Source organism: Agrococcus sp. AC640b, assembly GCF_979255995.1.
The window spans coordinates 1-20,561 of the sequence record NZ_CEEDMM010000006.1 but is presented as its reverse complement, the minus strand read 5'-3'; the positions used below and the strand labels follow the sequence as shown (position 1 = coordinate 20,561).

Here is a 20,561-nt window from a genome sequence, read left to right as displayed (position 1 = left end):
ACCCGAGCGAGCGGTGTTCGTTCGAGTTTCGCTGCTCCTGACTGAGAGAACTCGACCGGAAGGCCCTGCTCTGCTTGAGCCTCGGCGCTCGCGATCACGACCATCGAGCTAGCACCGCCGCTGCGAGGGCGATTGCGGCGGCGATGAGCCCCACGTTCCCGAACGAGCCGACGCCGAGCACGGCGACTGGAGCGAGAGCCGGGCCCAGAGCAGCGACCATCGTGATGGGCGCAGCGAAGACGCCGTTGATGGAGCCGTAGTTGCGGGTGCCCCATCGGTCAGCGACGGCAGAGCCCTGCACGAGGGTCTGGGCACCGCGGACGGCGCCAGCGCCGATGCCAATCGCGACGAGCAGCCACGGCGGTCCGGGCACCAGGGCGAGTAGTGCGAGCATCACGGCGCTGAGTGCTGCGGTGGCGGCCAGCGGGACCCATGGCGCTGCGCCGTGTGGGAGGGCGATGTAGAGCAGTCGGCCAATGACCTGACCAGCGCCGAGCAGTCCGAGGGCCCATGCGGCGAGCTCGTACGTCACGCCCTTCTCGGTGAACAGCGGGATGATTGCCAAGGTCACGGCGTACAACGCCGCGGCGAGCGCGACCATCGCCAGCTCGAGCATCCAGAACCGCCTCGTGCGCAGCACGGACCGCACCGTATGCGCCGGCTCGTCGGCGCCGACCTGCTCGTGCGGTGGCCATCCGCGTTCGATGGTGAGGGCGTGCAACGGCACGGTCGTGACAAGCAAGACCCCGGCGAGGATCAGGAACATGGTGCGCCAGTCGGTGACGCCGAGGAGTCCGGCGACGATCGGCGCGAACACCGTGGACGCGAGGCCGCCAGCGAGCGTGAGGATCGTCATCGCCGCCCGGCGACGGTCTCCGTGTCGGCGGGCGATGATCGTGAACGCCGCTTGGTAGAGCACGGCGGACTGCGCCAGGCCGCAGACGATCCAGCCGGCGGTGAAGACGACGAGGTTCGGTGCGAGCGCGACGACCACGAGCCCAACGGAGCCGACGACCCCGCCGAGCACCATGATGAGGCGCGGGTTGCGCTCGTCGAGCCATCGCCCTACGGGGATGCCGGCGATCGCGGATGCGATGAGCCCGCACGCGAAGGAGAGCGTGATGGCGGCGAGCGACCAGCCGGTGGTCTCTGCGATCTTCGGAGCGGCGACGATCAGCGCGTAGTAGAGGATGCCCCAGCTGATGACCTGGCCGACGGACAGCGCGGCGAGGCGGCCGCCGAGGCGCGGCGCGGCGACCTCGCCGACTGCAGAGCGCATCGGCGGCAGCGTCAGAGGGACTTGAGTGCGTTGGCCGCGTGCTCCAACGCACCGTCGGCGATGGCGTAGTACGCCCACTTCCCGCGCTGCTCGCGGGTGACGAACCCGGCGGTGGCGAGGATCTTCATGTGGTGGGACACGGTCCCCTGCGACAGTTCTACGGGGTCGGTGAGGTCGCAGATGCACGCCTCCCCGCCCTCGCTCGAGGCAATGAGCGACAGCAGTCGCATCCGGGTCGGATCGCCGAGCGCCTTGAACACGCTCGCGAGATGCTCGGCCTGCGCGGCATCGAGCGCAGTCTCGGGCGTCGTGCTGCAGCATGCGGCCGACGTCGACGCGGGAGCGAGGGTCATGCCGCCATCTTGCCATACGCATTGACAACCGTCGATGGGTGTCGCAGCATTGACGCATCGATGTTCTTCGATCCTAGGAGTGGCATGTCGAACCTTCCCGTCCTCGTCGTCGGTGCCGGCCCGCAGGGTTTGGCGGCGGCAGCGCAGCTGCTCGAGCGCGGTCTCGAGCCGCTCGTGCTCGAGCGAGGCGCAACTGCGGGCGCGGCAGTGGCCGAGTGGGGTCACGTGCGACTGTTCTCGGCCTGGCCGGAGCTCATCGATGCCGCGTCGCGGCGTCTGCTCGAGCCGACCGGGTGGGTCGCACCCGCGAGCGGCTACCCGACCGGTGCCGAGTGGGTCGAGCAGTATCTGCAGCCGCTCGCGGCCGTGCTCGGGGATCGCGTGCGGGTCGGTGTCGAGGTGACGAGCATCACGCGCCGCGGCCGCGACAAGGTCGTCGACGGCGGCCGCGCCGAGCAGCCCTTCGTGGTGCGAACGGTCCACGCGGAGGGACGCGAGGAGCGCATCGAGGCACTGGCGGTCGTGGACGCCAGCGGCACCTGGTCGACACCCGCACCCGCCGGAGCGGATGGAGTGCCGGCGATTGGCGAGCGCGCAGCCGCCGACCGGGTCTCGTACCGGATTCCCGATGACGTGGATGCGTTCGCGGGTCAGCACGTGGTGGTTGTGGGGGCCGGGCACTCGGCGACCCATGCGGTGCTGCGCCTGTCGGAGCTCGCGCGTCGCGAGCCGACAACGCGCGTGACGTGGGTGCTGCGCCGTGCGGCAGCGGCAGCCGTCTTCGGTGGTGGTGCCGGCGACGAGCTGCCGGAGCGGGCCGTGCTCGGTGGCAAGGCGCGCCGCGCGGTCGACTCCGGCCGCGTGACGGTGGCGACCGGGTTCCGCGTTAGCGAGATCCACGCGGGCACGGACGGCGCGACGGTCGTCGCCGACGATGGGCGGACGCTCGAGGGCGTTGCGCACGTGTTCGCACTCACCGGGTTCCGCCCCGACGTGTCGATCCTGACGGAGCTGCGGATCTCCCTCGACCCGGCGCTCGATGCGGTCGCGGGCATCGCCGCGGAGATCGACCCGAATCTGCACTCCTGCGGCTCTGTCGGCGCGACCGGTGCCGCCGAGCTCGCGCAGCCGGAACCGGGCCTGTTCATCGTCGGCGCGAAGTCGTACGGTCGCGCGCCGACGTTCCTCGCGCTCACCGGCTACGAGCAGGTCCGCAGCGTCGCCGCACACCTCGCAGGCGACCATGAGGCGGCGGCACGCAACGAGCTCGTCCTGCCCGACACGGGCGTATGCGGTGGCAGCGGCGACTTCGACGCACCCGCCGGCGGCAGCTGCTGCGCGCCTGCGCTGATCCAGATCGGCCGAGCACCCGCGGGAGCGTCCGTCTAGACCGGCGCGAGCCGATCGGCGAGGACGTCGACGCGGGCGGCGATGTCCTCGAACGCAGCGTCGTAGGCCGCATTCGTACCGACCGTGCCGGGCGCAGGCACCGACCAGTGCAGGGCACCGCGGCCGGCGAGCGACTCGTGCGCTGTGTCGCACACGGTCACGACGAAGTCCGTCTCCAAGGAGACGTCTTGGATGTGCTGCGGCGTCGCGCCCGCCAAGGGAAGGCCGTGGCGCTCAGCCGTGGCGATAGCACCGGCTGCGATGCGCTCGGCGGGCTTGATACCGGCCGAGGCGGCAGGGATGTTGCTGCGCTGCTGCCAGAGCGCGGCGGCAAGCTGCGAGCGGGCGGAGTTGCCGGTGCAGACGAACAGCACTCGCCGGGCCGCGGCCGTCGCGGACGGGCCGAGCCCTTCAGTAGCCACCCGCGTGAGGTGTACGTAGCTGCGACGCCTGTCGCCCTCGGAGCGGGTGCGCACGATCATGCCCTCCCGCTCGAGCACGCCGAGATGGTGTGCGATCAGGTTCGAGGCCATACCCAACTGGTCCTGCAGCTCGCGCGGCGACAGATCGCTCAGCGTGAGCAGGTCCACGATGCGCAGCCGGGCGGGGTCGGCGAGTGCTGCATGTCGCGCAGCGCGCACTTCCAGGTCAGTTCGCTCACTGTTCATTGACTCAATCTTGACTGAGCGAAGCGAAGTCGTCAAGATGTGAACGCAAAGAGACCCGGTCACGAACGAGCGGGATCGCGAGAGACACCAACCCGGGACGCGCAGCGAGCGCGACTCGATCACAACGAAGAGAGGTTCCGATGTCGAACAAGCCCACCGTGCTGTTCGTCTGCGTCCACAACGCGGGCCGTTCCCAGATGGCCGCTGGCTTCATGAGCGACCTCTCCGACGGTGCCGTCGAGGTGCTCTCCGCAGGCAGCGAGCCGAAGGACCAGATCAACCCGATCGCCATCGAGGCCATGGCAGAGATCGGCATCGACATCGCCGACAACGTGCCCAAGATCCTCACCGTCGACGCGGTCCGCGAGTCGGACGCGGTCATCACGATGGGCTGCGGCGACGCATGCCCGATCTTCCCCGGCAAGCGCTACGAGGACTGGGCGCTCGAGGACCCGGCCGGCAAGGACATCGACACCGTGCGTCGCGTCCGCGACGACATCCGCGGCCGCGTCGAGCAGCTGCTCTCCGAGCTGCTCCCCGCGAGGGCGTGACATGAGCCTCGACGTCAGCGGCCGCCGCGGCCTGCCCGGGCTCGACTACCCCGAGCGGTTCCTCCACACGCTCTCCGACGACCTCGGCGAGCGCTTCTCCGGCGTCTTCGCCCACGAGACCATCGAGCGCTACGTGCTCGAGTCGTACGCGGCACTGCTGCGCACCTCCTCCGTGAAGGCGCACCTCGCCACCAGGGTCACCAGATTCGCGACCGACCGCCTCACCGCCCTCGCCGAGGCCAAGGGCGCGGCGCCGAGCGACCGACCCAGCGTGCTGTTCGTCTGCGTGCAGAACGCCGGCCGCTCGCAGATGGCAGCCGCGATCGCCCACGAGCGCTCCGGCGGTCGACTGCAGGTCCGCTCCGCGGGCTCCATGCCCGCCGACGAGCTGAACCCCGCCGTGGTCGCATCGCTCGGAGAGATCGGCCTCGACCTCGAGGACGCGTTCCCCAAGCCACTCACCGACGACGTCGTGCGCGCAGCCGACGTCGTCGTCACGATGGGCTGCGGCGACGCATGCCCGATCTACCCCGGCAAGCGCTACGAGGACTGGCAGCTCGACGACCCCGAGCACATGTCCATCGACGAGGTGCGCCGCATCCGTGCCGAGATCACCGACCACGTCGACGCACTCCTCCGCAGCCTCGAGGTGGACGCGTGACCGTCGAGAACGTCGTCGTGGTCGGCTCCGGCCCCGCCGGTTACACCGCCGCGATCTACCTCGCCCGGGCGGGACTCGCACCGGTCGTCCTCGCGAGTTCCGTCGAACCCGGCGGCGCCCTCGTCAACACCACCGAGGTCGAGAACTTCCCCGGCTTCGAGGACGGCATCATGGGCCCCCAGCTCATGGAGCAGATGCGGAACCAAGCCGAGCGCTTCGGCGCACGCATCGTCTACGACGACGCCACCTCCGTGTCGCTCGTCGGCGCAGTCAAGACAGTCTCGACCGCGACCGAGCAGTACGAGACGCACGCCGTCGTCCTGGCGATGGGATCCGCCTACCGCAAGCTCTCGGTGCCCGGCGAGGAGCGACTCACCGGCCACGGCGTCTCATGGTGCGCCACATGCGACGGGTTCTTCTTCCGCGACAAGGACATCGCAGTCGTCGGCGGCGGTGACTCCGCGATCGAGGAGGCGACCTTCCTCACGCGCTTCGCACGCAGCGTGACCCTCGTCCACCGCCGCGACGAGTTCCGCGCATCGAAGATCATGCAGGAGCGTGCACTCGGCGACGCCAAGATCGCACCGCGGTGGAACGCCGAGGTCGTCAGCATCGAGGGTGTCGACGCCGTCCAGCGAGTGCTGCTGCGCGACACGGCGACGGGAGCCGAAAGCAGCCTCGACGTGCAAGGCCTCTTCATCGCCATCGGTCATGACCCGCGCAGCGACCTCGTCGCTGGCCAGGTCGAGCTCGACGCGAACGGCTACGTGCTCGTCGATCACCCCACCACAGCCACGAACGTCCCTGGCGTCTTCGCATGCGGCGACCTCGTCGACAAGCGATACCGCCAAGCCATCACCGCCGCCGGCACAGGATGTGCGGCTGCCCTCGACGCCGAGCACTACCTCACCGCTCACGCGCTCTCCCGAACCACTGAGGTCAGCGCCGCGACCCACTGACCGCACCACCCCGGAAGCGCCAGGACGGAGTCGAGGATGGGGCGCGGCGCACAACTTCGCCCCGCGTCGGAAGCGTCAGCCGATCGCATGAGCCGCGGAAGGCCAAGGTGCAGCGCCAACGGCCACAGCGCAGTTACACCACCTCGGTCCACGTAGCGCGTTTCCGGTTCCTCAGCCCCTCGTCACGATACGGAACACCATGCGCCCCACCTCCCTGCGCACCGAGCTGCGCGTGGCGTTCGCCGAACTGCTCGGAACCGGCGCGCTCGTGCTTGCCGTCGTCGGGTCCGGCATCGCCGCCTCTCGGCTCTCACCCTCGGATGTCGGGCTCCAGCTGCTCGAGAACGCGATCGCCACCGCACTCGCCCTCGCAGTGCTGATCCTCATCCTCGGACCTGTCTCAGGTGCGCACTTGAACCCCGTCGTTACCGTCGTCGATACGCTCGGCGCCGCACGTACCCGCCACGGGGTGCAACGCGCCGTCATGGTCATCGCGGCGCAGATCCTCGGCGCGATCGGCGGAGCACTGCTCGCGAACGTCCTCTTCGACGTCCCCGCCGCCTTGTCCACGACGAGCCGCGGCGGCGTGGGCGTGCTGCTGGCGGAGGTAGTCGCGACGACGGGCCTCGTGCTCGTCATCGCCGCGCTCGTGCGCACCGGCCGCACTGCACACGCACCCTGGGCGGTCGCCGCGTACATCGGCGCCGCGTACTGGTTCACCAGCTCGACCTCGTTCGCGAACCCCGCCGTCACCATCGGCCGCATGTTCTCCGACACCTTCGCTGGCATCGCACCTGGGTCGGTGCTGCCGTTCATCGGCGCGCAGATCCTCGGCGCGGCCGTCGGCGCCGGCCTCGCCGTGCTGCTGTTCCCGCAGCGCACCCCCACTCGTGCGGCGGCATTCGCCGAACCGCACCCGACCCACCCCTGAACGGGACGCCACCGCGCCTGCAGTCGCCTTCGGCGGCAGCGACGCCGGGATCTGCGCACCACTGCGCATAGGCGAGCTCAACCCGTCCATCCTCGCGAACTTTTCGAGATGAGTCGCGCCAACGACCTTCGACTTATCGAGAGAACTCGGTGAAGGTGTGGGCCCCCACGGCACTATGCAAGGGGTGTAGCAACTCACGGGTCTGCGGGCGATCTCGGGGTGCCGGCATCGGCTTCAGCACGCGCTGCTGCGAGGTAGCGATAGACCGTTGGCACGGATGTCTTCAGCACGCTCGCGATGTCGACCACACGGTCACCGTCGTCCGCCATCTGCACCGCCAGGCGCGCTTGGCGGGTCGTCAGCGCTCGCGGCCGGCCGCCCTTGATTCCCCGCTCGGCCTTCGACGCCAGCGCATGTCTGGTGCGCTCGAGGGCAAAGTCTCGCTCGAGGTTCGCAAGGATCGCCAGCATGCCCAGCATGGCTCGCCCAGTCGGGGTCGTCGTGTCGAGCCCGTCGCTCAGCGCTTTGAGTTGCACTCCTCGCTCGGTCAGCGCTTGGAGCGTCGTGATGACATGGCCCGCGTTACGACCAAGCCGGTCCAGCTTCCAGACGACGAGCGTGTCCCCGTCCTGCAGGTGTTGCAGCATCCGGTCGAAACCCGGTCGCGACACCGTCGAGCCACTGATGCCTGCATCCTCGAAGATGTCACGCGGCTGCACGCCGGCGGCCTCCAACGCCTCGAGCTGCGGAGTGGTGTCCTGTCCCTTCGTGCTCACACGTGCGTAGCCGACCAAGCGACCAGTCTGTCCAGTCATCATTCCTCAGTTCTCGAAACAAGCGTCTCGAAACAGTCTCACGCTGGAGGCAACCGAAGTCAACTTCTGAGATGGCGCACCGACTCACCGCGCGGCCACGTCAGAGGTCTCAGTCCGAGATCGTTTCTGAGAACCGCTGCAGGACAGCGCCAGTCCGGACTTCTCGCGGGTCCCATCGACCTAGTCGTCGGCTTGCGTCGCCGCCCTACGCCCCCGGGAGCGGGACTCCGTCTGCGACTCGCTGCCGATGTGGACGCGGTGGGGAAAGGTTGACGTGGCGGAGAGGGGGATAGAGTTCCGCAATCGCATCAGGAGAAGTGCGGCCCGAGAATTCTCATGGGTCCCATCTGACAAGTACGAAGGTCCTTCCGCCCGTACCATGGCCGGCACACCGGTGACGGTGCTTACCCCGTGATTGATCGCGAGTGCGGCCACGACCAGCGCGCGAGCTCCTTACGGCTGGGGTTGGGCACGCAGGCCTCGTACCTCAGGGCTCGATTGCAGCTCAAAGTTGTCGATGAGGCACGCAAGTAGGGTCACGACCGGCTCCATCAGCATGGCGTTCATGGCGAAGCTCGACGTGGTGTGCCACATGGCTCCGACCCCGTCATCGTCGCCAAGGTAGCGGCGTTCGAGAATCGTGTGCTGCATGACCTGGTTGCCGTGAGCCATGCTGCTACAAATCGACCACGCGACAAGCGGACCGTAGCCGACGAAGCTGCCGAAGCGCCGCTCAACGTGTAGGAGGACATCAGTCATTCTGGGCTCGTCGCGGTCGAGATTCTTCTGGCGGAGACCGGGCCCGCTGTCCTTGATTTGGTCGTGCCTGCGTCGGATGCGCTCAAGGTTCACGGGCGGACGCCCCAACTTCTTGGCGACGTCCGCGACCTTGAGGTGCTCGTGCCACCCCATGTGCACTGCGCGAAAGATCCGTGCGTCGCGAGTTCCGGGGTCGAGCGCCCAGATGCCAAGCGCACACGCTTCAATCGCCGCACGGATCAGCGCGTAGTTGCCGACGAGCGGAAGCCCGGTCGCCAGCACGGTATGCAAAGTCCGCAGGTTGTCGGTAGCGGCACCGATGTAGTTACGTGCCCGATACTCCAACGGTTGACGCAGAACCAAACGGCGTTCGATCGCAAGAGAGCTGTTCGGATGCACCTCGATAGATTCGAAAGGTGTCTGAAGACCGCCCACCTCCCGGAAGAACGCCTCCAACCGCTCGAGATCTGCGGCTTCATGCTCCTCGGGGATGACACTGTCGTGTGCATCTGTCATCAGCCCGACCCTTCTGTCAACGCTCTGACTAACCACTAGTCGCCCTGCTGCTCCTCCCTCGCGGCGATCACCATGCCTGCGATCTCCTCCGCTATGTCGCCGATCTCGGTGCTACTGGTGGAGCGGGCGAACTTGTCGGCCAACGATGGACTCGCGGCAGCGACCGCGGCGCGGTTGACCTCGTGCCAGATCGGCAGAAGGTTCTGCTCGCCGCCGACCGACAACGTGACGATCCCGTCGAGCTCGTACTGAGGCCAGCCTTTTGAGAAGTAGGACGGGCTCAGCACGACAGCAGCGAATCGACTGCTGCGGATGCCCCGGTCGATCTGCCTCCGCAGCGAGTCTCCAATCCGTAGCTCTGCACTATCTAGCCACACGGTCACCCCACGATCTTGCAGCGCTTGCGCAAGCGGAACAGCGACGGCTGCCTTGTCCTCGCTGGCGTGTGAGAGGAATACGTCCCAGGTCCGGCCGTCCAGGACATCCGGCGACTCCGGCGGGACCGGGCGCCGAACAGCCACCTGACCGGCTACGGCTGGTGCGGAAGGCGTCCTGTAGACGGGAAGGTCGCCGCGCGGCGGCGGCTCGACCGAGACGGTCGCGTGGATTCGGCCGGCCCTGCCACCCAGGTCGATTGCCAGGATCCAATGGCCACTTGACGGCACTGGGATGCGCGCAGGACTGCGTTTGACGTTCCCACCCTTGTAGCTGATGCGACCGCCCTTACCTGCCGCGTATGTGCGGTAGTTGGACGCGTTCATCAGGAGGACGTTGGCCGCGTTGCGCAACTCAACGACGACTGTCGAACCCTTCTTCAGCTGACCCAAGTCCTTCTTCACGTGTTCCACGAGCGAATCCTACGAGCGACGCCTGACACCCGGCGTGGTCGCTGGTGCCACGAAACGGACGCCCTGCTACCTGACACATCCGATTTATCTCGGCGGTGACTGCCCGCCGCTCGACAGGGTCCATCGACTTCGTAAGTACCCGTTTCATGTGGTCAGAGAATCGCGCTCGACCGCCGGCGACGGTCTCATGACTGCGACTTCCGCCCCACGCGTCACTCAAGCTCGGCGTCATCCTCCGAAGCCTCAGCAAGGGGAGAAAACGCGACTAGCTCTTCGTCAGGGTCGGCATCAAACTCGGGGACCGTGGACACCGCCGTGACCGGTGAATGCGCTGGGCGGGCCCAGATCACTACTGCGATCGCGGCAAGCTCGGCTGCGCGGGCTCTGATCGCGGCCGGAACCCACAGCTGACCGTGGTCCGTGAGGTCTGGCCGGAAGGTCGCCAGATTTTGGGTGAGTTTGTACTGGCTGTCCCCGTAGATCGGGACCTTGTCTCGGTAGCGCTTCGTCCCCAACTTCGAGTTCTCAACGGGCGTCACGATGGTCAGGTTGCCAAGAGTGTGCAGCCACTCAGCCTGGACTTCTCCTAGCTCGAGGCCGACTTCGGACAAGTCGCTGCTCCAGGCCGGCACCTCCTTGGATTGCGGGAGGACATGCTCGATCGAATCGTCAGTGTCGTCGTAGTTGAGCACGGTGTTCGGGGCGAGATGATGGTCAAGACTGGACAGAACTAGGATCCGCTGCAGCGTCTTTTGGTTGTGATAGAAGTCTGCGCGCTCAATCCCTATCGCTACAGCCTCGTCGGAAGGCCAATCTTTCGCGTTGAAGGTAAGGCTTGTGACGAGTCGCTCAAGCCGATCTTCGATGTGCGCCAGTTCCCCATGCATCCTGGCCAGCGCCGAACCGAACATTGAGGTCAAGTTGTTGGTCGGCAAACCCGCAAGGAACCTCCGCACGAGAAAACTCTCGATCCACGCGATACCTTGCACAATCTGGGCGTTGTTCAGGTGTCCCTGATGCCGCTGTTCGAGCAACCACAGAGCGACAGGGTAAGCCGTGAGTCCGCCAGCGCGCGTCAGGCGAGAGAAAGCTTCCCTTAGCGTCGGGTCGGATTCCTTTGCCGGGTGGATGATCGCGCTGTAATAGGCGGACTTCCGCGCAAGGCCAGCAAGGTAGGCCTCTGCAACGTCAGGAGTGCCACCTTCCAATCGTAGCTCTGACTGCACGGTGTGATAGGTCCGCTTTTGCGGAATGCTGGTTCCCCGGCTCACCACGTCAGCCCAGATCAACCCCTGAACCTCCTCGGGGCGATGGAGATTGCCCTCGATTACGCTCCAATGTTGAGCTAGCGCTTCATCAGCACGTGACCGGAGCGCCATGAAGATGTAGTTGCGAAGCAAATCGAGCTGAGTGAGCGGCCTACCCTTCGCGTTAAGCGACTCGAAAATGGCGTTGACGTCGTCGAGGTTCGCTGTCTCGATCGTGATCAGCGTCAGTCGCCGGGTGATGACTTCCTCGAGGACTTCGAAGTCGAGCGGGAACAGATGCGTGAACCTCGCGAGCTGCGGTGCGCGCTCAGGAACAACCTTCTGCCGTCGGAGTTCCGTGTTGAAGAACTTGTACGCAGCCAGGATCCTCTTTGAGTCGACGTCATCGAGCCCAAGGGACTCTCCGCTAAGAGCGCCCAGCCCATCGTGATCGACCACCGCTTGGAAGGCACGACGGTCCGTGGCGAGCGGCACCACCCGGAGTCGATCGCTCCCGGTCTCGTCTTCGTTTTCGAGGTATCGACGGCCGAATCGGCGACGAACCGCCTCCGCCCGCTCAGCGTCGTCAGGGGACTTTGCGGACCCGCGAACTTCGGCGCGAGCGCGAACATCTCGAAGCGCGCAGAGCAGCAGCAGGATGGTGGTGATGCGCTGCTGACCGTCGATCACCTCTGACTTCGGCACTCCAAGCGCGCTCGGGCCAGCCAGGACGACAGTGCCGAGATAGTGGCCAGCGATGTGGAGCAGCCGTTGCTCGCGATCTGGCTCTCCCCAGATGGCCTTGATCTTCTCGTACTGCGCGAGCACATCAAGCCATAGCGCCTCCCGCTGCTCCTTCTCCCAGGAGTACGGCCTTTGGAAGGGCGGAATGCGGTACTGGCGCGGCCCCTTGATGAGCCCCAGGAAGTCCGTCTTCTTGCTGTCCACGCTGTCTCCGACCGTCTCGTGCCACGAGCGTAGCCAAGTCGGACTGGCGATGCGGGGGATCCCGCCCTAAGTCCGGCGAGGCAACAGAAGGCTTTCGGGTGCGTCTGTCACGAAGCGCCGCCCCGCAGATCCGCCTCGGTACGCGACCGGATCTCCTCGCCATAGTCGTGCTGGCTGCGCATGGATGTCCGAAGGCGAGAGAGGGAGTCGCGCACCTCTCGGCGGATCCGTAGCTCGTCGTGGCCCGCGAACGCGAGGCGGGTCCGTCGGGCCTCGTCAATCAGCTCCGTCGGGATGTTCTCAAAGCGAGAAACGTCGACCACGAGAGGAAGATTTTCGGCCCCGTCGTCTGCGCGCCTCCTCAGCGGCCCTAGGCGGAGCAACTGCGACAGGTAATCGGGACTCAGCACTGGCGACTGCGGAGCCGTCCGGCCCAGCTGTTCTCCCAGCCACGCATTAAGCCGGAAGGCGGTGCGGTCTAGCGTCAACCACCAGTGCTCATGCCCAAGCGCGCCCCTCGATTCACTGCGAAGTTGAATAACCCCGACTACATTTTCGACGTCGTGCGCCGCCAAGCGATCAAGAACGTTCTCAGTGCGTCGGCCGCGTCGACTTCGCGACTTGCTCCGGAAGAGCTCCTGCACGGCACCGCGTAGGGCGACGTCGGCTTTTTCGGCAATTTGGTCTAGATCAAAGCGCTTGACCTTGAAAAATGCCTCAAGATACTCCTTGAGATCGCGCTCAGGATCGATATCGCCTCGAAACTCATGAAGCCAGTCGCTGAAGGCACGCTCGTCGCGTCCAGACAACATGTAGGCGCCGTAAATGTACGGCGGTTCCCCGTCCCACTCCCCCTTGCTCGTCACGTAGGCTCGGCTCCGCTCAAGATGGAAGCGCAGCTCTTCGATCACCCCCGCTGTGACGAAGAGTTCGACGCCCGACGAGTAGGCGGCCTCGAGGAGGACCGTTTGATGACGCTGATGAGGATCGTCGATCAGCGTCTCCGCAACGAGCGGTAGCACTGTCGACGTATCAAGCCAGATCTTCGCGTGGCTAAAGACGTTAGACATCGCCTTCTGAACGTCTGGTGTCTGCTGAAGGAAGGCAAGCAACGTATACGCGTCAAGAACGCGAACCAAGTGCGCCCTTGTCCGCTCGGACGGCTCAGCCAGGACCTCGGTGATGGCTTGCGCCGCCGACGACGTCGATAGGGTCAGGTCTGGGTCGATCAACTCGAGTTGATTCGCGACCTCGAGGGTTAGGACCCCGAGAGCGTTCGACCCTTCGACAACCCCCGCGAAAGCCTCGCCAGCCCGCAAGAGAATTGCTTCGAGTGCGAGCCTCAGCTTAACGCCCTCCGCTTGGAGTCGGGGCCAGTCCGCGTCAAGTCCCTCATCATGGTTGAAAGCCGCGGCAGCTAGATCTTCTTCTAGAGAGCGCTGATCAAGAAGGTACTCGGCAGCGGCCGAGCTCCAAGCATCTGCCGCCTCGAAGCTCAAGTGATACTCGCCGCTATCACCCCTCTTCTTGACTGGCCCGTGCTTCTTGGACAACCTCGTTAGCGCGCTGACGGTGAGTGCAAGTACCTGCTGCGGGTTCCCGTGCGGCGTTATGACCCTCACTCGTTCGACGATCTCGTCCTCGGTCATCGTGTTGTCCTGGTCGCTGTCAACGAGGACTGAACGGACCATCGCATCGAAGGAAGTCTTGGTCAGATTTCTGTCGCCAGCCCGGTCGGCAGCGTTCAGGGCTAGGTGAACAAGCGCCACCTTGCCTTCGTCACTGGTGAGTGGTCCGCCCACTGCAGTCGCGATCTTGCGGCTCGAGACAATCGGATCGACGATACGGCGCGCTAGCTCGATCGACGCGGTCTCACGTTCAGGACGGCTTAGTTCACGTTCGCAGAACCACTCTCGATCACGAAAATCGAGATTGACCCCGTAAGAATCCCAGGCGTGCGCGCGAAGCTCATCGATCTTCGACGTGATCTGCTGACTCGTACAGTAGATCAATCGACCATAACCAAGCTCGTTGTCTGAAATCGTTTTCAGAGTGGCTCGAACCTTCGCGTCCCAATTTACCGATACCGAGTATTGGAAACCAGTTCGTGAGACTCCCGCGACGCTGAACAATTCGCCGTCGCGTCCCTTATCGCCCGAACCCGAGGCCATCGTTCGAAGTGCCGGGTAGTCCGGAGCAAGGAACTCAGAGCAGAACCGTTCGAATTGCAACCAATCACCGGGCCCAAGCTGTTCAAGGGCGAAGCGGAGGCGCTCGTGCGTCATATGAGCAGGTTACGGGCCTGCGGGCGCCAACGGGCTCGGGGGCGCGAACTAGTGGCGTCTATACTCGGGGTTCTGGAACCCCCACCGGGAGCCCTGCTCCCAGGCGCCTGGCAGGTTGCCCTCGGCGGGGATGCCGCCGACGTCGCGCAGCAGCCCTGCCATGTGCATGAGGTTCCACGCCATGAAGGTGATGTTCTTCTTCGTGAAGTCGTTGTCGAAGCCCGCGCGGCTGCCGTCGTCGAGCTCGTCGCCGTACGACGGGCCGGGACCGGCCTCGCCGATCCAGCCCGCCTCGGCGTTCGGCGGGATCGTGCATCCCAGGTGCTGCAGCGCGTGCAGGATCACGCCGGTGCAGTGCTTGAGGCCGTCCTCGTTGCCGCCGACGAGCGCGCCGCCGACCTTGCCGTAGAAGACCGCCTGCCCACGCTCGTTCAGCTCGCCGGAGTGCGCATACAGCCGCTCGATCGCCAGGCGCGTCTGGCTGGAGTTGTCGCCGAGCCAGATGGGGCCGGCGAGCACGAGGATGTCGGCCTCGGCGACCTTGCGCCAGATCTGCGGCCAGTCGTCGCGCTGGGCACCGTGCTCGGTCATGTCCGGCTGCACGCCGGGCGCGACGTGGTGGTCGACGAGGCGGACGACCTCCACCTGCACCCCCTGCTCGCGAAGCACGCCCGCGCTCGCCTCGATGAGGGTGTCGGTGTGGCTCGCGCCCGGAGAGGGCGTGAGCGTGCCGTTGAGGTAGAGGGCCGTCAGCCCTGCGTATCGAGATGCCATGCCCTCCACGCTGCCAAGCGCACCCCGAGGTCCGCGCGGCCTTGACGGACGCGCGTCGCGGGGTCGGTGCGGCGTCAGTCGCGATACGAGTTGATGAGCGCGCCCTGCCACACGTCGGGCACGAGCTGCAGCCCCTTCGCGATCGCCGCGAAGCGCCAGTCGGAGTGCACGACGGGCTGGTTGCGCCGCAGGCCGCGGATGCCGCGGCGCGCGACGTCGTCTGCGCTCGTCCACATCCACGACGGGCCGTCCTCGTCGATGCCCATGCGCTCGTGGAACTCGGTGTGCACGAACCCCGGGCACAGCGCCGTCGCCCGGATGCCGTCGTCGGCGTAGCGCGAGCGGATCGACCGCGACAGGTTCACCGCGTGCGACTTCGCCGCCGAGTACGAGCCGTACGGGATGAACGCCGCGAAGCTCGCGACCGTGAGGATCCAGCCGCGTCCACGCTGCCGCATGCCGGGCAGCGCGGCGTGCGCGAGGCGCAACGGCACGAACGACAGCAGCTCGTGCAGGCGACGCTCGTCCTCGATCGACGACTCGTGGAACGGTGCGGCGAGCCCGAAGCCCGCGTTCGACACGAGGACGTCGATGGGCCGATCGGGCGACGCGACGCGCGCTGCCACCGCCTCGAGCCCCTCGTGCGTCAGCAGGTCGGCCGCGAGCACCTCGGTGCCCGTGTCGAGGCTCGCCGCCACCTCCCGCAGCCGAGCCTCGTCGCGCGCGACGAGCACGACGTCGACGCCCACGCGGGCGAGCTCTCGAGCGATCGACAGGCCGATGCCCGACGACGCTCCCGTGACCAGTGCCGTGTGCCGCATGCACCCATCGAACCAGCACCGAGCCGACAGCGCGCCGACACCGGAACGTCACAGGGATCGCCGATACGATGAGCCATCACCGCGGGAGTGGTGAAACTGGCAGACACGCAGGACTTAGGTTCCTGTGCCCGCTGGGCGTGGGGGTTCGAGTCCCCTCTCCCGCACGGCCTGCCGGTCCGAGGGTCTGCGTCGCAGCACGCGGGCACGCGAACGTCGAAGGAGCCGGGGTGCATCACCTGCCAGCGAACGCGCTGTTCGACGTCGAAGGACTCATCACCGGCGCAGGCGGATGGGCGCTCGTGCTCGTGTGCGCGATCGTCTTCGTCGAGACGGGCCTGCTCGTCGGCTTCCTGCTGCCGGGCGACACCCTCCTCGTCATCACGGGCGTGCTGTCGTACTCGGGCGTGATCCACCAGCCGGTGTGGCTGTGCATGCTCGCCATCTGGCTCTGCGCCGTCGCGGGCGACCAGCTCGGCTACCTCATCGGGTACAAGGCGGGGCCACCGCTGTTCGAACGCAGATCGTCGGGGCTGTTCTCCCACAAGACGATCGACCGCACGAACGGCTTCTTCGTGAAGTACGGGCCGTGGGCCGTCATCGTCGCACGCTTCATCGGCATCGTCCGCACGTTCATGCCGGTCGCGGCGGGCGTGGGCCGCATGCCGTACCGACGGTTCCTGCGCTACGACATCGTCGGAGGCCTCCTCTGGGGCGCCGGGCTCACGTTCCTCGGCTGGGCCGTCGCGCACATCCCCGGCGTCGCCGACGTCGTCACCGAGTACATCGACCTCGTGCTCATCGGCGTCGTCGCCGTCGCGCTGTGCTTCATCGTCTTCCACGCCATCCAGTCGCGCCGCGAGGTGCAGGCGGAGCGCAGGCTCGGCACCGACTCGGGCCGCGTCGCGACGCTCGACCTGTCGGACCAGCTCGACGACGACGGTCGCGGACCCCGCGGCCGCACGCGCGACTGACGCCCTCCCAGCGACCGCGCAGCGCAGCGAGCCAGATGGTCACGCTCGCGTAACACGCGCGTCACAGCCAGGAGCCACGCTGACTCCATGGTGCGCATCGCCGACGTCGACCCGTTCCTCGGGACGGCCCCGACGTCGCTGCCCGCGCCCTCCGGCATCGCGGCGACGTGGTGGTGGCCGAAGCCGCAGATCGGCAATACGCACCCGGGAGCGACGGCACCGCTCGGCATGGTCTCGGCCTGCGCGTACTCGGGCGCGTATCCGACGGGCTACGGCCGCTTCGACCTGTCGACGGAGGGCGTGCCCGCCGCGATCCGGCCCGACCACGTCGCGAGCGGCTTCACCCACTTCCAGCAGTCCGGCACGGGCGCGATCCGCAAGTACTACAACTACTTCCGCGTCACGCCGCTGCTGGAGCCGCTCGACGGCCTCGGCCGCCAGTTCGACCTCGTCGACGAGCAGGCCTCCCCCGGCCGCTACGCCGCACGCCTCGACGACGGCGTGCTCGCCGAGCTCACCGCCGGCCCGAAGTCCGTCGTGCACCGCTACACGTTCCCGAGGCACAAGGATGCGCGCGTCGTCATCGACTGCTCCGTCGGCGGTCTCGAGATCCCGTTCGGCGAGACCGTGCCGCTGCGCGCCCGCCTCGAGCTCGTCGCACCCGGCGTCGCGCAGGGCGAGATCGTCGTCGAAGGCACGCCGCTGTCGATGCACGTCGAGGTCCGCAGCCCGCGGTGGAGGCAGCTGCTCTGGTACGACCGCAGGCTCATGCACGGCGGGTCGCGGCTCGACTTCGACTCCATCCGCCCCACCACGCTGCGCCCCTTCGGCATGATGTGGGCCGGCCCCACCGAGGACGGCGACCAGGTGGAGGTCGCGATCGGCTTCTCGCTGCGCGGCCCCGAGCAGGCGCGCGCCAACCTGCACGCCGACTGCGGCGAGACGCCGGAGGGGCGATTCGACGCACGGCTGGCCGCGACCGAGGCGCAGTGGGCGGATGCGCTGGGCCGCATCGACGTCGTCACCGACTCCCCCAGGCGCCAGCGCATCTTCGGCACCGCGCTGTACCACTCGCTCGTGAAGCCCGCCTTCGCGGAGGACGAGTCGCCGTTCTGGCCCCGCGACGGCGCGTTCGTGTTCGACCTGTGCACGATGTGGGACATCTACCGCACGCAGCTGCCGCTGCTCACCGCGCTCGCCCCCGACCGCGCCGTCGCGCTCGCGAACTCCCTCATCGTCACCGCGGAGGAGGAGGGCAACTTCCCCATCGGCTACCGCATGGCGCGCGGTGCCGACCGCTTCGCCAGGCAGGGATCCGCGCTCGCGCACACCTTCCTCGCCGACCTCGCGCAGCTCGGGCTCGACGGGGTCGACTGGGAGCTCGCGATCGTGCACATGCTCGCCGACCTCCGACGCGGCTACGGCGAGGATCTGCTGCGCGGCGGCATCGCGCATCCCATCACGCATCACCTCGACCTCGCGTTCGGCTACCACTGCACCGCACGCATCGCCCGCATGCGCGGCGACCGGGCGCTGGCGCAGGAGCTCGACGAGATCGCCGCGCGATGGGTCGCCGCCTACGACCCCGAGACGGGGCTCGTGCGCGACTCGACGTACTACGAGGGGGGCAGGTGGAACTACTCGTTCCGCCTGATGCACGACATGCGGGCACGCATCGCCATCGCGGGCGGCGACGACGCGTTCGTGGCGCTCCTCGACCGATTCTTCGGCGTCGGCGCCGACCCCGTGCGGCAGCCGGGCGTCGCACCCGGTGCAGACGAGATGCTCGCCGGCTACGCGCTCGGACGCTTCGAGGGCCTCAACAACGAGCCCGACATGGACGCGCCGTGGGCGTACCACTACGCCGGCCGCCCCGACCGCACCGCCGAGATCGTGCACGCCGCCCTCGAGCACCAGTTCGGCACCGGACCCGGAGGGCTGCCAGGCAACGACGACTCCGGCGGCATCTCCTCCTGGTACGTGTGGGCGACGCTCGGCCTGCTGCCCGTGGCCGGCCAGAACGTGACGCTGCTGTCGACGCCATCGGTCGCGCAGGCGACGGTGTCGATGCCGGGTGGCACGCTGCGCATCGAGACGACGGGCTTCGTCGAGCCGACGCCCGGCTCCCCCGTGCAGCACGTGCAGTCGGCGCACCTCGACGGCGTCGAGCTGCCGGGGGCGTGGCTGTCGACGCGTGCCCTGCACCGCGGCGGCACCCTCCGCATCGCCCTCGGACCCGAGCCGAACGGCTGGGGCACCATCCACCGACCACCCTCGAGGTCCGACTCGGCCTGAGCTCGCCCGCACCACCCGCATCCGCTGCATCCGCATCCGCATCGCTCCATCCGGCATCCCGGCCAGCCGCTCCCCCAGGAGGACCCATGTCGCATCAGACCCACCGTCGACTCGTCATCGTCGTGCGCGCCGATCCCGTGATCTGCGGCCACTCGGTCGAGGCTCGCAACCTCGCGGAGGCGGCGTTGCAGCGCGGGTTCGACGACGTGCGCATCGTGACGTGGCCCATCGAGCTGCTCGAGTCGGCAGGGCTGCCGCTCAAGCCGCTCGACACCATCTCGCCGTACTCCCCCGGCATCACCGTCGAACGGCCGGCGCCGGTCGGCGACTACAAGATCGTCGACGGCCGGTACGCCTCCGGCGTCGTCGGCAGGCTCGTCGAGCTGTTCACCGACGGCGTGCCCACGGTGTGCATGTCGCTGTACCTCTCGCCGCACACGCTCGCCGTGGCCGAGGCGGTGCGCATCGCCGAGGCGACCGGGCTGCCCGTGCGGCTCGCGACGATCGCCGAGGCCGTCGGCAGCGACGTGACGAACGTCGTGCGCGCCGCCGTCGCCGAGGATCGGTTCGGCGCGGCGGCGCACGTGCTCGCCTCCTACCTGTCGCAGGACGTGCCCGTGGCGGTGTCGCAGTACACGCGCGACGTCATCGTCGAGGAGGCAGCCGCCGTCGACGCCCGTCACGGCACCGACTTCGCCGAACGCTGCCGCCGCCGCATCTCAATCTCGTATCCCGCGATCGACACCGCGTCGTGGCTCGCGCTCGACCCGGACGAGACCGAGCGCGTGCTCGCGCGCCACGGCCTCGTCGCCGGGCGGTACGTGCTGTCGCTGTCGCGGCTCATGCCCGCGAAGGGCATCGACGACCTCATCGCAGGCTTCTCGACCTCCGAGGCGGCAGCGGGCCTCGACCTCGCGATCGTCGGCCGCGGGCCGTCGGAGGCCGACCTGCGTGCGGTCGCGGCGGCGTCGCCGGCGGCGTCGCGCATCCGCTTCCTCACCGACGTGTCGGATGCCGAGAAGCCGCACATCATGTCGGCGTCGGCCGCGTACGTGCTCGCGACCAAGCCGACCGAGCAGTTCGTGGAGACGTTCGGCATCACCCTGGTCGAGTCGATGCTCGCAGGCGGCGGCCCCGTCATCACGACCGACTGCGGCGGCACGCTCGAGGCGGTCGGCGACACGGCGATCATCGTCGAGGCGGGCTCGTCGGCGGCGATCGCGACGGCCCTCGACGAGGCGCTGTCGATGACGGATGCCGAGCTCGCCGCCCACGCCGTGCGTGCCCGCGCGTACGCGATGCGCTTCGACAGGCTCGCCGTGTTCGACCACCTCTTCGAGCGGGTGCTGCAGCCGGCGTAGCGGCCTGACGCGCGGCGGTCGCACCGGCGCGTGCCCCGGCCTCGCGGCGCCCCCGCACCCGCTCCCGTCCACGGCGCTCCCACCACCCGCTCCGACCCACGGCGCTTCCACCACCCGCTCCCACCCACGG

Annotated in this window: 18 protein-coding genes and 1 tRNA gene; 9 read left to right on the top strand and 10 right to left on the bottom strand. The window is 67.7% G+C overall.

All coding sequences use genetic code 11. From position 1 onward, the window contains the following. Positions 1-94 precede the first annotated feature (94 nt). Both ACZ6H8_RS03735 and ACZ6H8_RS03730 read right to left on the bottom strand, forming a co-directional pair. The gene (locus ACZ6H8_RS03735) at positions 95-1,279 is read right to left on the bottom strand and encodes an MFS transporter (protein ID WP_464144548.1); all 1,185 of its coding nucleotides are present in this window, start codon (positions 1,277-1,279) and stop codon (positions 95-97) included. 11 nt (positions 1,280-1,290) lie between these two features. Beyond that, positions 1,291-1,509 (bottom strand): ArsR/SmtB family transcription factor, encoded by a 219-nt coding sequence (locus ACZ6H8_RS03730; RefSeq protein WP_464144683.1) that lies wholly within the window; start codon positions 1,507-1,509, stop codon positions 1,291-1,293. A 207-nt stretch (positions 1,510-1,716) separates the two neighbouring features. On the opposite strand from ACZ6H8_RS03730, the gene ACZ6H8_RS03725 reads away from it, so the two are divergent. After that, the gene (locus ACZ6H8_RS03725) at positions 1,717-3,021 is read left to right on the top strand and encodes an NAD(P)-binding domain-containing protein (RefSeq protein WP_464144547.1); all 1,305 of its coding nucleotides are present in this window, start codon (positions 1,717-1,719) and stop codon (positions 3,019-3,021) included. Here ACZ6H8_RS03725 and ACZ6H8_RS03720 read toward each other — a convergent pair. Beyond that, positions 3,018-3,689 (bottom strand): arsenate reductase/protein-tyrosine-phosphatase family protein, encoded by a 672-nt coding sequence (locus ACZ6H8_RS03720; RefSeq protein WP_464144546.1) that lies wholly within the window; start codon positions 3,687-3,689, stop codon positions 3,018-3,020. The genes ACZ6H8_RS03725 and ACZ6H8_RS03720 overlap by 4 nt on opposite strands. A gap of 140 nt (positions 3,690-3,829) precedes the next feature. Here ACZ6H8_RS03720 and ACZ6H8_RS03715 point away from each other — a divergent pair, with 140 nt between their 5' ends. The 4 genes from ACZ6H8_RS03715 (at position 3,830) to ACZ6H8_RS03700 (ending at position 6,791) form a co-directional block, all read left to right on the top strand. After that, positions 3,830-4,240 carry an arsenate reductase ArsC gene (locus ACZ6H8_RS03715; protein ID WP_464144545.1) on the top strand — a complete coding sequence of 137 codons (411 nt, stop codon included), beginning with the start codon at positions 3,830-3,832 and terminating at the stop codon, positions 4,238-4,240. Between the two features lies 1 nt (position 4,241). Further along, positions 4,242-4,901 carry an arsenate reductase/protein-tyrosine-phosphatase family protein gene (locus tag ACZ6H8_RS03710; protein ID WP_464144544.1) on the top strand — a complete coding sequence of 220 codons (660 nt, stop codon included), beginning with the start codon at positions 4,242-4,244 and terminating at the stop codon, positions 4,899-4,901. Next, on the top strand, positions 4,898-5,860 hold the full coding sequence (gene trxB / locus ACZ6H8_RS03705) for a thioredoxin-disulfide reductase (RefSeq protein ID WP_464144543.1): 963 nt from the start codon (positions 4,898-4,900) through the stop codon (positions 5,858-5,860). The genes ACZ6H8_RS03710 and trxB overlap by 4 nt, the downstream gene beginning before the upstream one ends. Positions 5,861-6,059: 199 nt before the next feature. Then, complete coding sequence (locus ACZ6H8_RS03700; protein ID WP_464144542.1) at positions 6,060-6,791, top strand: aquaporin; 732 nt, start codon at positions 6,060-6,062, stop codon at positions 6,789-6,791. Between the two features lie 194 nt (positions 6,792-6,985). On the opposite strand, the gene ACZ6H8_RS03695 is transcribed toward ACZ6H8_RS03700, so the two are convergent. The 7 genes from ACZ6H8_RS03695 to ACZ6H8_RS03665 form a co-directional block, all read right to left on the bottom strand. Beyond that, positions 6,986-7,585, bottom strand: a complete 600-nt coding sequence (locus tag ACZ6H8_RS03695; RefSeq protein ID WP_464144541.1) for a recombinase family protein — start codon at positions 7,583-7,585, stop codon at positions 6,986-6,988. Positions 7,586-8,059: 474 nt separating this feature from the next. Continuing rightward, entirely contained in the window at positions 8,060-8,881 is an 822-nt protein-coding gene (locus ACZ6H8_RS03690; protein WP_464144540.1) for a hypothetical protein, read from the bottom strand. 35 nt (positions 8,882-8,916) lie between these two features. After that, positions 8,917-9,729, bottom strand: coding sequence for a DUF1883 domain-containing protein (locus ACZ6H8_RS03685; RefSeq protein ID WP_464144539.1), 813 nt, complete (start codon positions 9,727-9,729; stop codon positions 8,917-8,919). Positions 9,730-9,941: 212 nt separating this feature from the next. Then, positions 9,942-11,924: a DUF262 domain-containing protein gene (locus ACZ6H8_RS03680; protein WP_464144538.1), complete on the bottom strand. Its 1,983-nt coding sequence runs from the start codon at positions 11,922-11,924 to the stop codon at positions 9,942-9,944. A gap of 107 nt (positions 11,925-12,031) precedes the next feature. Next, on the bottom strand, positions 12,032-14,209 hold the full coding sequence (locus ACZ6H8_RS03675) for a hypothetical protein (RefSeq protein ID WP_464144537.1): 2,178 nt from the start codon (positions 14,207-14,209) through the stop codon (positions 12,032-12,034). Positions 14,210-14,257: 48 nt separating this feature from the next. Continuing rightward, positions 14,258-14,983 carry a flavodoxin family protein gene (locus ACZ6H8_RS03670; RefSeq protein ID WP_464144536.1) on the bottom strand — a complete coding sequence of 242 codons (726 nt, stop codon included), beginning with the start codon at positions 14,981-14,983 and terminating at the stop codon, positions 14,258-14,260. A gap of 74 nt (positions 14,984-15,057) precedes the next feature. After that, positions 15,058-15,804: an SDR family NAD(P)-dependent oxidoreductase gene (locus tag ACZ6H8_RS03665; RefSeq protein WP_464144535.1), complete on the bottom strand. Its 747-nt coding sequence runs from the start codon at positions 15,802-15,804 to the stop codon at positions 15,058-15,060. A gap of 81 nt (positions 15,805-15,885) precedes the next feature. On the opposite strand from ACZ6H8_RS03665, the gene ACZ6H8_RS03660 reads away from it, so the two are divergent. From ACZ6H8_RS03660 to ACZ6H8_RS03645, 4 genes are all read left to right on the top strand, one after another. Next, positions 15,886-15,968, top strand: a tRNA-Leu gene (locus ACZ6H8_RS03660). A gap of 63 nt (positions 15,969-16,031) precedes the next feature. Continuing rightward, positions 16,032-16,775 (top strand): DedA family protein, encoded by a 744-nt coding sequence (locus tag ACZ6H8_RS03655; protein ID WP_464144534.1) that lies wholly within the window; start codon positions 16,032-16,034, stop codon positions 16,773-16,775. An 87-nt stretch (positions 16,776-16,862) separates the two neighbouring features. Continuing rightward, entirely contained in the window at positions 16,863-19,070 is a 2,208-nt protein-coding gene (locus tag ACZ6H8_RS03650) for a glycoside hydrolase domain-containing protein (protein ID WP_464144533.1), read from the top strand. A gap of 86 nt (positions 19,071-19,156) precedes the next feature. Then, a complete protein-coding gene (locus ACZ6H8_RS03645; RefSeq protein WP_464144532.1) occupies positions 19,157-20,431 on the top strand; it encodes a glycosyltransferase in 1,275 nt (424 codons plus the stop codon). Positions 20,432-20,561: the final 130 nt, after the last annotated feature.